At 49.1% G+C, this 12092-nt stretch carries 10 protein-coding genes and 4 tRNA genes; all 14 read left to right on the forward strand.

The window, feature by feature from the left end; translation table 11 throughout:
• Positions 1-83: 83 nt before the first annotated feature.
• The 14 genes from wecA (at position 84) to CWC46_RS03875 (ending at position 11684) form a co-directional block, all read left to right on the forward strand.
• Complete coding sequence (gene wecA / locus CWC46_RS03810; protein ID WP_071790829.1) at positions 84-1175, forward strand: UDP-N-acetylglucosamine--undecaprenyl-phosphate N-acetylglucosaminephosphotransferase; 1092 nt, start codon at positions 84-86, stop codon at positions 1173-1175.
• 21 nt (positions 1176-1196) lie between these two features.
• A complete protein-coding gene (wzzE, locus tag CWC46_RS03815; protein ID WP_021013522.1) occupies positions 1197-2243 on the forward strand; it encodes an ECA polysaccharide chain length modulation protein in 1047 nt (348 codons plus the stop codon).
• Between the two features lie 70 nt (positions 2244-2313).
• Positions 2314-3444 (forward strand): non-hydrolyzing UDP-N-acetylglucosamine 2-epimerase, encoded by a 1131-nt coding sequence (gene wecB, locus CWC46_RS03820; protein WP_037380343.1) that lies wholly within the window; start codon positions 2314-2316, stop codon positions 3442-3444.
• A complete protein-coding gene (wecC, locus tag CWC46_RS03825) occupies positions 3441-4703 on the forward strand; it encodes a UDP-N-acetyl-D-mannosamine dehydrogenase (protein ID WP_021013520.1) in 1263 nt (420 codons plus the stop codon). The genes wecB and wecC overlap by 4 nt, the downstream gene beginning before the upstream one ends.
• 65 nt (positions 4704-4768) lie before the next feature.
• Positions 4769-5470, forward strand: coding sequence for a dTDP-4-amino-4,6-dideoxy-D-galactose acyltransferase (gene rffC / locus CWC46_RS03830; RefSeq protein ID WP_021013519.1), 702 nt, complete (start codon positions 4769-4771; stop codon positions 5468-5470).
• A gap of 4 nt (positions 5471-5474) precedes the next feature.
• Positions 5475-6605: a dTDP-4-amino-4,6-dideoxygalactose transaminase gene (rffA, locus tag CWC46_RS03835; RefSeq protein ID WP_021013518.1), complete on the forward strand. Its 1131-nt coding sequence runs from the start codon at positions 5475-5477 to the stop codon at positions 6603-6605.
• Between the two features lies 1 nt (position 6606).
• A complete protein-coding gene (wzxE, locus tag CWC46_RS03840) occupies positions 6607-7857 on the forward strand; it encodes a lipid III flippase WzxE (protein ID WP_037380339.1) in 1251 nt (416 codons plus the stop codon).
• On the forward strand, positions 7854-8939 hold the full coding sequence (locus CWC46_RS03845; protein WP_021013516.1) for a TDP-N-acetylfucosamine:lipid II N-acetylfucosaminyltransferase: 1086 nt from the start codon (positions 7854-7856) through the stop codon (positions 8937-8939). Before wzxE ends, CWC46_RS03845 begins: the two co-directional genes overlap by 4 nt.
• Positions 8936-10309 carry an ECA oligosaccharide polymerase gene (gene wzyE, locus CWC46_RS03850; RefSeq protein ID WP_021013515.1) on the forward strand — a complete coding sequence of 458 codons (1374 nt, stop codon included), beginning with the start codon at positions 8936-8938 and terminating at the stop codon, positions 10307-10309. The genes CWC46_RS03845 and wzyE overlap by 4 nt, the downstream gene beginning before the upstream one ends.
• On the forward strand, positions 10306-11058 hold the full coding sequence (gene wecG / locus CWC46_RS03855; RefSeq protein ID WP_021013514.1) for a lipopolysaccharide N-acetylmannosaminouronosyltransferase: 753 nt from the start codon (positions 10306-10308) through the stop codon (positions 11056-11058). Before wzyE ends, wecG begins: the two co-directional genes overlap by 4 nt.
• Before the next feature lie 166 nt (positions 11059-11224).
• A tRNA-Arg gene (locus tag CWC46_RS03860) sits at positions 11225-11301 on the forward strand.
• Between the two features lie 81 nt (positions 11302-11382).
• A tRNA-His gene (locus tag CWC46_RS03865) sits at positions 11383-11458 on the forward strand.
• Between the two features lie 21 nt (positions 11459-11479).
• Positions 11480-11566: transfer RNA gene (locus CWC46_RS03870), tRNA-Leu, on the forward strand.
• Between the two features lie 41 nt (positions 11567-11607).
• Positions 11608-11684, forward strand: a tRNA-Pro gene (locus tag CWC46_RS03875).
• The last annotated feature ends 408 nt before the right edge of the window (positions 11685-12092 follow it).

Here is a 12092-nt window from a genome sequence, read left to right on the forward strand (position 1 = left end):
GTATTATTCATCGAGATGGTAACAAGTTAGGCATAACAAGGCATACAATAGAACAGCCGTAGTCTCATTAACTGCTGTGAACGGTGAATTTACTCATTATGAGTACCGAATTAGTATTTATCTTTTTGTTTTCTTTTGCCTTTCTGTTTTTTTCTCGCAAGGTGGCAAAAAAAATAGGGCTGGTTGATCGTCCGGATTTTCGTAAACGCCATCAGGGGCTGATCCCATTAGTAGGCGGAATCTCAGTTTATGCGGGTATCTGTTTTACATCGGTAATCACTAATTATCACATCCCGAATTTCCAGTTGTACCTGATTTGTTCAGGTGCGTTGGTGTTTGTTGGCGCACTGGATGATCGCTTTGATATCAGTGCCTGGATTCGTGCCGCTATGCAAGCTGTTGTCGCCATGTTGATGATGGTGCATGCCAATCTATACTTACAGCACTTTGGGCGTATCCTGGGGTCTTGGGATCTTGGCGCCGGGCCATTCGGTCATGTACTGACACTACTTGCGGTTTGGGCCGCTATCAATGCGTTTAATATGGTTGACGGTATTGATGGGTTGCTTGGCGGCCTTTCTTGTGTGTCATTTGGTGCCTTGGGGTTCTTGCTGTACGAAAGTGGCAATACCAGCCTGGCATTGTGGTGTTTTGCCATGATTGCAGCCACCCTTCCTTATATCTTGTTGAACCTCGGTGTACTCGGGAAACGGTATAAAGTTTTTATGGGTGATGCGGGAAGTACCATGATTGGGTTCACTGCAATATGGCTATTGTTGCAGAGTACTCAGGGACCCAATCATGTTATACATCCGGTAACTGCGTTGTGGATTATCGCCATACCGCTGATGGATATGGTTGCCACCATGTACCGTCGGTTACGTAAAGGAATGAGTCCATTTTCACCGGATCGGCAGCATATCCATCATTTGATCATGCGGGCAGGATTTACTTCACGCCAGGCGTTTGTACTGATTACATTGGCGGCGCTAGTGCTAGCCGCTGTGGGTATTTTGGGTGAATATCTGTTGTTCATTCCCGAATGGTTCATGCTGGTATTATTTTTGCTCGCATTCTTCTTGTATGGTTACTGTCTCAAACGAGCCTGGCGTGTTGCACGGTTGATTAAACGTGTAAAACGGCGTATGCGTCGGCCAAGTAGGCAGTCATATTAACCAGAACAGTTTGGGGAAGTAATGAGAACGGATAACATTTCTGTCTTGGATGAGCAGTTAGAGAATACGCTGGATCTCCGTGGTGTATTTTGTGCGCTTTGGTGTGGAAAAGTATGGGTGCTGGGTATCACTGCGCTGTTTGTGCTCTTTGCCGTGATTTATTCTTACCTTGCCCCACAGAAATGGGGTGCCATAGCAGTAACCGATAAACCGACAGTGAATATGCTGAACGGATTCTACTCCCAACAGCAGTTTCTGCGTAATCTTGGCACTAAGGCATTTCCGGTCTCTGGACCTGAGTCACCATCTGTCGCTGCGGATGTTTACGCTGAATTTATCATGCAACTGGCCGCTTACGATACCCAGCGTGATTTTTGGTTACAGTCTGAATACTACCTATCGCGCAAGGAAGGTAATAGGAAAGCAGATGCTATTTTGCTGGATAAGTTGATAAATAATATTCAGTTTACTTCGCATAACGATGTCAAAAAGACTAATGATAGTGTGAAGTTGACGGCAGAGACGGCCACCGATGCGGATATGTTATTACGCCAGTACATCAACTTTTCAAATCAACGGGCTATCACTCACCTCAATGATGAACTGAAGGGGCTTTGGATTGCCAAAACAACCTTTATTCGTTCACAAATCAAGCAGCAGGAAGCTGTCTCCCAGGCCATTTATAACCGTGAATTGCACAATGTCGAACAGGGATTGACGATTGCCAGACAGCAAGGAATCAACCATAACCAAACCAGTAAGCTTCCTGATGCGTTGCCCGTATCGGAAATGTTTTTATTGGGAACACCCGTGCTGATGGCTCGATTGGCTTCACTGAAAGCCAATGGCCCACAATACGACATAGATTATGATCAAAACCGGGCGATATTGACCATCCTTGATGCTGGCCCGACACTGAATAAAAACATTCAGACTTACCGATATCTGCGTACACCCGAAGAGCCTGTTAAGCGAGATAGTCCCCGTCGCCTTTTTCTGCTGGCAATGTGGGGCGCTATCGGTCTGTTAATCGGGGCAGGCGTTGCATTGGTACGCCATCCCCGTTAACCGGTAATATCCAGGCACATCATTCCTGATGGGCAGAAGGCTACATCTAACCTGATTAAAGAGAGTCATTGTGAAAGTGTTGACTGTTTTTGGTACTCGTCCCGAGGCCATAAAAATGGCTCCGCTGGTTCATGCTCTAGCTCAGGATGAATTCTTTGAATCAAGAATTTGTGTGACCGCGCAGCATCGAGAGATGTTGGATCAGGTGCTGCGTCTGTTTGATATCACGCCAGATCATGACTTGAATGTCATGCAGCCGGGGCAAAACCTCAGTGACATATCCTGCCGGATTCTGGAAGGCTTACAGCCGGTCATGGAAAGCTTCAAACCTGATTTGGTACTGGTTCATGGTGATACCACCACTACGTTGATCACCAGTTTGGCGGCATTCTACCAGCGTATTCCTGTTGGACATGTAGAAGCGGGATTGCGCACGGGTAATCTTTATTCCCCCTGGCCGGAAGAAGCAAACCGTAAGCTAACCGGGCATCTGGCAATGTTCCATTTTGCACCAACACAAAGCGCTCGCCAGAATCTGTTAAAAGAGAATCTTCCTGACTCGCATATTTTCGTTACGGGAAATACGGTCATTGATTCGTTGCTCTGGGTAAAAAAACATATTATCAGCAACGCGGCGTTGTGCCGCAGTCTGGATAAACAGTATCGTTTTCTTGATGAGCACAAAAGAATGTTGCTGGTGACCGGGCATCGGCGTGAAAGCTTCGGTGATGGATTTGAGCGCATATGTAGCGCGCTGGCAGATATCGCCCGTCATCATCCTGATGTCCAGATTGTTTATCCGGTACATCTCAACCCGAATGTCAGCGAGCCGGTTAACCGAATTCTCAACGGTATTGATAATATTTTCTTGATTGGTCCGCAGGATTATTTGCCGTTTGTCTACCTGATGAACCGTGCTTATCTGATCTTGACGGACTCCGGTGGCATCCAGGAAGAAGCGCCTTCACTGGGTAAACCGGTACTGGTGATGCGGGAAGCCACGGAAAGGCCAGAGGCGCTGGTTGCTGGCACGGTCAGGCTGGTTGGCACTGATGCTGCTAAAATTCTGGCTAATGTCTCTGAATTGCTTACGGATGACGACGCTTATCAGACCATGAGTCATGCGCATAATCCCTATGGTGACGGACATGCCAGTCAACGCATTATCGACGTTTTAAAACAACATCAGGTAACGGTATGAGTTTCGAAATAATTTCAGTCATTGGCTTGGGGTATATCGGACTGCCGACGGCAGCGGCTTTCGCTTCTCGCAGAAAAAAAGTTATTGGCATTGATGTCAATAAGCATGTGGTGGAAACCATCAATCGAGGTGAGATTCATGTCGTTGAACCGGAGTTGGCGGTGCAGGTGAAAGTCATCGTGGAGAATGGTTTCCTGCGGGCGTTCAGCCAGCCGGTTCCGGCCGATGCTTTCCTGATTGCGGTGCCGACACCATTTAAACATGCCCATGAGCCGGATCTTTCAGCCGTGCAGGCTGCGGCTGAATCTATCGCGCCGGTTCTGAAACAGGGTGATTTGGTTATTCTGGAATCGACGTCTCCGGTGGGGACAACCGAATGGCTGGCTGAACACCTGGCGACAATGCGGCCTGATTTAACTTTTCCTCAGCAGGTCGGAGATGCGGCGGATATTAACATCGCCTATTGTCCTGAGCGGGTATTACCCGGGCAGATAATGACGGAACTGATAAAGAATGATCGAGTTATTGGCGGCATGACATCCCGTTGTTCTGAACGTGCCTGCGAGTTATATAACATTTTTCTGGAAGGTGATTGTGTAGTTACGCATTCCCGCACGGCAGAAATGTGCAAGTTGACAGAGAACAGTTTCCGAGACGTTAACATCGCCTTCGCCAATGAATTATCACTGATTTGCGCTGAGCAGAATATCAACGTATGGGAACTTATCCGATTGGCAAACCGTCATCCCCGGGTCAATATTCTTCAGCCGGGACCTGGCGTCGGTGGCCATTGTATCGCGGTGGATCCCTGGTTTATCGTGTCACAGAACCCACAACTGGCCCGGTTGATTCATACGGCCCGGTTGGTAAATGACGATAAGCCACTCTGGGTGGTGGACCGTGTTAAGCGCGCATTGGCAGACTGTGTAACACAAAGTGATAAGCGTGCCAGTGAAGTGAAGATTGCCTGCTTTGGCCTGGCGTTTAAACCCGATATTGATGATCTGCGGGAAAGTCCGGCCATGATGATTACCGAAATGATCGCCCGCTGGCATGCTGGCGAAACATGGGTTGTAGAGCCACATATCGACCAACTTCCGGTGGATTTGAGTGGGCAGGCTACATTAGTAGATATGACCCGTGCATTGCGTGACGCCGATATTATCGTGATGTTAGTCGATCACCGTCAGTTTCGCGCTATCAGCCCGGACCATGTAACCCAATCCTGGGTTATTGATGCGAAAGGCATCTGGCGTTGAAGCCGATTTTCATTAACCGATGACACAGGCTTTACTGGTGCTTAACGAAGTAACAGGAATCATGTATGCCCGTTTATGCCAACATTGAGCCATTACGCTGGGAGAGTGATTTTTTTCAACTTCTCAGTGGTCGGTTGATGTTCGATGCGGTAGCTCCAAAACTGACGGCTACACAACTGGATCATTATGCGGTGACGCATGCGAAGGTAGCCGCTGATCAGTTGGTATTGGCCGATGCGCTGGCGAATCTGGGATTCCGGCTGGTGGAAGGAGAAATCGACTTCAGTCTGAATGTTGCGTCGAATATTCTTATCAAGGCAAGTGGCCTGCGTGTGGCTAATGAGCGTGATATTCCTCTGTTGCGTGAGGTCGCTGCCCATACTTTTGGGTTGAGCCGTTTTCGTCCTCCCTGGTATCAGCCAAATGACAGTGGCCGTTTTTATGCCTGCTGGGTGGAAAATGCGGTGCGCGGTACGTTTGATGATGTTTGTCTGCTGCTTGAAGATAACGCCAGACAACCTCTGGGATGGGTGACACTACGCAGGTTGCCCGATCATGAGGCCCGTATTGGGTTGTTATCGGTCTGGCCGGGGCGATCTGGCCAAGGAATTGGGTTACAGCTGATTCAGTCGGCTGAAAGATGGTGCCAACAAGCTGGTATCGAGCGTCTATGGATCGCGACACAAATCAGTAATGTGGCGGCGATACGTCTTTATCTGCGCAGCGGCGCCAGCGTAGAAAGCACGGCTTACTGGTTATATAGGTGATGAGATGATTCCTTTTAACGCGCCAGCCATTGTGGGTTCTGAACTGGAGTATATGCAGGCGGCGATGCGCAGCGGAAAACTCTGTGGCGATGGTGGTTTTACCCGCCGTTGTCAGCAATGGCTGGAGCAGTATTCCGGCAGTCAGAAAGCACTGCTGACGCCTTCCTGTACTGCATCGCTGGAGATGGCTGCCATTATGCTAAATATTCAGCCCGGTGATGAAGTGATCATGCCAAGCTACACATTTGTTTCTACTGCCAACGCGTTTGTTCTGCGTGGTGCCAGCATTGTGTTTGTGGATATTCGCCCGGATACGATGAACATCGACGAAAGCAAAATCGAAGCGGCTATCACTGAAAAGACCAGAGTTATTGTTCCGGTGCATTATGCCGGCGTGGGTTGCGACATGGATGTCATTATGGCGCTGGCGGAGAAATATCACCTGCATGTAGTTGAGGATGCGGCGCAGGGGATGATGTCGCGTTATAAAGGTCGTCCGCTGGGATCCATCGGACATGTGGGTTGTTTCAGCTTTCATGAAACCAAGAATTATACTGCGGGTGGTGAAGGCGGGGCGACGCTGATTAATGAGCCGACGCTGATTGAACGGGCGGAAATCATCCGTGAAAAAGGTACCAATCGCAGCCAGTTTTTCCGGGGACAAGTCGATAAATATACCTGGCGGGATATCGGCTCCAGCTATTTGATGGCGGATATACAGGCAGCCTATCTGTGGGGACAACTGGAGGCTGTGAAGCGCATTAATGATCGCCGCCTGCAACTATGGCAAAACTATGAGCAAGCGTTTAAGCCGCTGGCGGCAGCGGGCCGGCTCGAACTGCCTTATATCCCCGCCGACTGTGAACACAATGCGCATATGTTTTATATCAAGCTACGGGATGCGGCAGAACGCACGGCGTTTATCAATCATATGAAGGAAGCGGAAATTCTGACCGTGTTCCACTACATCCCACTGCACAATTGCCCTGCGGGTCAGCGATTCGGACGCTTTGCAGGGGAAGATCGCTATACGACTCGTGAGAGCGATCGTCTGGTGCGGCTACCCCTGTTTTACAATCTGAAAAATATAAATCAGCGTACTGTGATCAACACTGTTTTGAGTTTCTTTTCCTGATATGTCATTAGCCAGAGCATCAATGTGGACGGCGGTTTCGACACTGATAAAAATTGGTGTGGGGCTGGTGGTGATCAAACTGTTGGCAGTGACATTCGGCCCGGAAGGTGTTGGTCAGGCAGGAAATTTCCGTCAGTTGATTACTGTTTTAGGCGTATTGGCGGGTGCCGGTATTTTTAACGGTGTGACCAAATACGTTGCCGAGTATCAGCAACAACCAGAACAGCTAAACGCCTTGCTGGGGACATCAGTGGTAGTGGTCCTGGGTTGTTCGGCGCTGCTGGCGGTGCTGTTTTTGTTGGCTGCGGCCCCTATTTCCCAACTGTTGTTCGGGAATGAGCATTACCAGTCCGTCATTCGTGCATTGGCATTCATCCAATTGGGGATTGCCTGTGCCAACCTGTTTCTGTCCATCCTGAAGGGGTATCGGGATGTCCGGGGAACGGCACTGACCATTATTGCCGGCAGTCTGATTGGATTGATCGCTTATTACCTCTGTTTTCAATCTGATGGTTATACCGGAGCGCTGGTAGGGTTGGCGCTAGTCCCTGCATTGGTCGTGTTACCTGCTGGCTGGTGGTTGAGGCGCCGAGCACATATCGGGCTGAGGGCGTTAATGCCGTGCTGGGATAATGTGCAGGCTGGCAATCTCGCCAAGTTTACACTGATGGCCTTGATGACAGCGGTAACCATGCCGGTGGTCTACATTATGATGCGTAACCAACTGGCCGCGCATTACAACTGGGAAGCAGTGGGGGTCTGGCAAGGTGTCAGCACCATTTCGGATGCCTATCTGCAATTTATTACCGCCTCCTTTAGTGTTTACTTGCTGCCAACGTTATCTCGCCTGGTTGATAGACGCGCTATTGCCCAAGAGGTCGTGAAATCTCTCAAATTTGTACTGCCTGCGGTGATGGCGGCCAGCTTTTGCATATGGCTGCTGCGGGATGTGGTCATCTGGCTGCTTTTTTCCCGGCAGTTTATCGCCATGCGGGATCTATTTCCGTGGCAGCTCACTGGAGATGTGTTGAAAGTGGGATCCTATCTCTTCGGTTATGTTGTCATTGCCAGGGCGGCACTGCGTTTTTATTTGCTGACGGAAGTGAGCCAGTTTTTGCTGTTGGCCGGGTTCTCACACTGGCTGATTCCCCTTCATGGGGCCCTGGGCGCGGTTCAAGCGTATATGGTGACGTATCTGATCTATTTTTTGCTGTGTTGCAGTGTATTCATTATCTATTGTAGGCGTGCATGACAACTCTCATTCATGTTTTAGGGGCGGATATTCCACACCATAATCACACTGTGCTGCGTTTTTTTAACGACACTCTGTCGCCGCAATTACCGGCCCGGCAAGTACAGCGTTTTATGGTGGTTGCCCGTGATACGGTGCCGTTGAATGATTTTCCGGCGTTAACCATTGCATTTTATCCTGATAAAAACACGCTGGCAAAGGCCGTTGTTGCGTTGGCTAAAGCCGACAGGGATACGCGTTTCTTTTTCCACGGTCAGTTTAACCCATTGATTTGGCTTGCGTTGATGTCTGGTGGAATTAAGCCATCACAGGCTTACTGGCACATATGGGGGGCGGACTTGTATGAAGAGGCTACCAGTTGGAAGTATCGCTTGTTCTATCTGATGCGCCGTATTGCCCAACGGCGTGTTGGTCATGTTTTTGCCACTCGTGGTGATTTATTTCATTACCAACAGCGAACAGCCCAGGTTGGTGCCTCACTACTTTATTTCCCGACCCGCATGACTCCGGAATTTGACAATGCTGAGCATGAAAAAGACCCAACCGCGCCACTGACTATACTGGTCGGGAATTCTGGCGATCGTACCAATCGACATATCGAAGCCTTACACGCCATTCATGAACAGTTTGGCTGTCGGGTCCGGGTGCTTGTCCCCATGGGCTATCCGGCCAATAATGATGTCTATATTTCACAGGTTCAGCAGGTGGGTAACTCGTTGTTTGGCGTGAAGTATTTCCAACTGCTCCGCCTGCCAATGTCTTTTGATGATTATCTGGCGATGCTGCGTACTTGTGATTTGGGTTATTTTATTTTTAACCGCCAGCAGGGAATCGGGACACTGTGTCTGCTCATTCAGTGTGGCATACCGTTTGTTATCAGCCGAAAAAACCCTTTCAGGCAGGATTTGACGGCACAAAATCTGCCAGTATTGTTTTATGGTGATGTGCTTGATGAGACTGTAGTGCGCAGAGCCCAGCGTGAATTGGCATTGGTGAATAAGCAGCAGATAGCGTTCTTTTACCCTAATTATCTGTATGGCTGGCGACAAGCGCTGGCGCAGGCAGCAGGAGAATCGTCATGACGCAAGCGCAGTTCAGTGGCCTGCTGGCGGTTTATCTGATCTCCGTGGTGTTCATCCTATTCCTGACCTGGCAGGAGTTCCGACGGGTGCGTTTTAATTTTAACGTGCTGTTTTCCCTACTTTACCTCTTAACGTTTTATTTTGGTTTTCCGCTCACCTGTATCCTGGTTTTCAGGTTTGATGTTGAAGTCGCTCCAGCGGAATATTTGCTGCAGGCCATGCTTTCTGCCACGGCTTTTTATGCTATCTACTTCGTCGTCTATAAAACCCGGCTGCGACCCAAAAACCGCGTAACCCGTCCCCCTGTATTTACCATGACCCGGGTGGAAGCTCATATTACCTGGCTACTGCTGGCGTTGGTTGCCGTGTGTACCGCCGGCGTGTTTTTTCTGAATAATGGCTTTCTGTTGTTCAAGCTAGATTCTTATAGCCAGATTTTTTCCAGTGCAGTCTCTGATGTGGCGTTAAAACGCTTCTTCTATTTTTTTATCCCCGCCATGTTGGTGATCTATTTCCTGCATCAGACCCGGGTTGCCTGGTGCCTGTTCCTGCTCGCTACCGTCTCTTTTGGCATCCTGACTTACCTCATCATCGGGGGAACCCGCGCCAACATTATTATTGCATTTGCCCTGTTCCTGTTTATCGGTATCCGACGCGGCTGGATTACATTATGGATGCTGGCGGTGGCCGGTACAGTGGGGGTGGTTGGTATGTTCGGGTTGGCGTTGGCTCGCTATAACCTGGATGTCAGTGGTGCAGCGGCGTTTTATACCTTTCTCTACCTGACGCGCGATACGTTTTCTCCCTGGGAGAATCTGGCATTGTTGTGGCAGCATTACGACCGTATCACGTTTCAGGGGTTGGCTCCGGTGGTGAGGGATTTCTACGTATTTATACCTGGCTGGCTGTGGCCGTCCCGCCCCACGTTGATACTGAACAGTGCCAACTACTTTACCTGGGATGTACTGAATTACCACGCTGGGCTGGCCATTTCCCCAACATTATTGGGGTCATTACTGATCATGGGCGGAGTAGCCTTTATTCCTCTGGGTGCGGTGGTCGTTGGGTTGATCATTAAATGGTTTGACTGGCTGTATGATGCCGGATTACGTGACAGTAATCGTTATAAGGCGGCAATTCTGCAAAGCTTCTGCTTTGGTGCGGTATTCAATATTATCGTTCTGGCGCGTGAAGGTGTAGATGCCTTTGTTTCCCGGATCGTCTTTTTCTGTTTTATTTTCGGCAGTTGCCTATTAATGGCCAAATTATTGTATTGGTTGTTGGACAGTGCAGGGGTTATCCGACAACGACGCTGTTCTCTAGCCTTGACACATTCAACGTCAGCCACACCAACAGACACTATGCGATGAAAAGAGAGATAGAAGAACATGACGTGATTCCCCGCTACACCATCCGGGGGATAACGCTATATGGATTTTGTCATATGGCGCAGTGTGTGGATTATCTTTTCGAGGGGGTGAGGGTAAAAACCGGGGCATTGATTGCCATGAATGCGGAAAAGTTGCTGGCTACAGAGAACGACTCAGAGTTACGTACCCTGATAGACGAGGCAGAGTATAAATATGCCGACGGTATCAGCATCGTGCGGTCTATCAGGCGAAAATATCCACAGGCGGAGGTCGCACGGATTGCTGGTGCTGATTTATGGGAGGCGATAATGCAGCGTGCCGGTCGAGAAGGGACCCCGGTTTTCCTGATCGGGGGTAAACCGGATGTGCTGGCGCAAACGGTAGATAAGCTCCGTGCACAGTGGAAGGTCAATATCGTTGGCAGCCATACAGGTTACTTTGTGCCGGAACAGCGCCAGGCACTCTTTCAGCAGGTGAGCGATAGCAGTGCGCAGATTGTCACGGTAGCGATGGGTACGCCGAGACAGGAAATACTGATGCGAGACTGTCAGCAGTCTTACCCGTATGCACTTTATATGGGTGTGGGTGGAACATATGATGTTTTTACCGGACGGGTAAAACGTGCACCGCTGGTCTGGCAAAATCTGGGACTGGAATGGTTTTATCGGTTACTCACCGAACCCAGCCGAATCAGGCGACAAATTAAGTTGCTGCGTTACCTGGCCTATCATTTCAGCGGTCGTTTGTAACGGTTAACCCTGCGTGGAGATGTGTATAAAAAACAGACCAGTGAGTTGATGTGGAGGGCAATGTGCCAGTAAATGAACAAAGCATAAGCAAACGCATCGTTTCTGAAAAAAAGCACTAGACAGCTACTCATTAAATCCGTACTATCCCCACCCGCAACGGCGCTATGCGCCCGTAGCTCAGCTGGATAGAGCGCTGCCCTCCGGAGGCAGAGGTCTCAGGTTCGAATCCTGTCGGGCGCACCATTATTATGAGTGCGAGAGCTGCGGAGGTATTTTACCCCGTAACAGAAGTACCGAATGCAGGTAGTAACGTAGTGGTATATGGTGGCTATAGCTCAGTTGGTAGAGCCCTGGATTGTGATTCCAGTTGTCGTGGGTTCGAGTCCCATTAGCCACCCCAGATTTTAAAGTTTGTGAATATGCGAAGGTGGCGGAATTGGTAGACGCGCTAGCTTCAGGTGTTAGTGTCTTAACGGACGTGAGGGTTCAAGTCCCTCTCTTCGCACCACACAAATGATGATGTCAGTGGCATCAAAGCAGTAAATTTATCGGCGAGTAGCGCAGCTTGGTAGCGCAACTGGTTTGGGACCAGTGGGTCGGAGGTTCGAATCCTCTCTCGCCGACCATCTTCTCTAAAGGTTTTGTCCATTAATGTTCGGACGAGGCCAGTAAGAAATAAAAAAAACAGTAAGTTGTCATGACTTACTGTTTTTTTATTTGTTATGTTTCCCCTCAATATAGTGAAATCCCCCCCCCCCTTTTTTTATGCATGCGTTTGGGCAAGAAATAGCGGCACATGTGATGCACTATGCTTAACAGGTATGCGCTCCTTTGAATAAATATATTGATCCGCAAGCACATCAACAGACTAAAGCGTTACGGCAGAAATGGACCGGGGAATGACTACAGATGCCCGGTTTGTTAAAACTTTTTTTCTGTCTATAGTCATATAGTGAAAATGTCGTGCTATCTGTTTTGGTAACTTTCTATTTACTCTATATTTTGTTCGTTTTTTATCAGTGGGATTGTCTGCG

The organism is Prodigiosinella confusarubida, assembly GCF_002847015.1.
Classification (GTDB): Bacteria; Pseudomonadota; Gammaproteobacteria; order Enterobacterales; family Enterobacteriaceae; genus Prodigiosinella; species Prodigiosinella aquatilis.

Bases quoted from the DNA above. Each gene is read 5' to 3' on its own strand.
- rffC (WP_021013519.1), top strand. From the start codon at position 4,769: ATGCCCGTTTATGCCAACATTGAGCCATTACGCTGGGAGAGTGATTTT.
- wecC (WP_021013520.1), top strand. From the start codon at position 3,441: ATGAGTTTCGAAATAATTTCAGTCATTGGCTTGGGGTATATCGGACTG.
- rffA (WP_021013518.1), top strand. From the start codon at position 5,475: ATGATTCCTTTTAACGCGCCAGCCATTGTGGGTTCTGAACTGGAGTAT.
- CWC46_RS03845 (WP_021013516.1), top strand. From the start codon at position 7,854: ATGACAACTCTCATTCATGTTTTAGGGGCGGATATTCCACACCATAAT.
- wzzE (WP_021013522.1), top strand. From the start codon at position 1,197: ATGAGAACGGATAACATTTCTGTCTTGGATGAGCAGTTAGAGAATACG.
- wzxE (WP_037380339.1), top strand. From the start codon at position 6,607: ATGTCATTAGCCAGAGCATCAATGTGGACGGCGGTTTCGACACTGATA.
- wecG (WP_021013514.1), top strand. From the start codon at position 10,306: ATGAAAAGAGAGATAGAAGAACATGACGTGATTCCCCGCTACACCATC.
- wzyE (WP_021013515.1), top strand. From the start codon at position 8,936: ATGACGCAAGCGCAGTTCAGTGGCCTGCTGGCGGTTTATCTGATCTCC.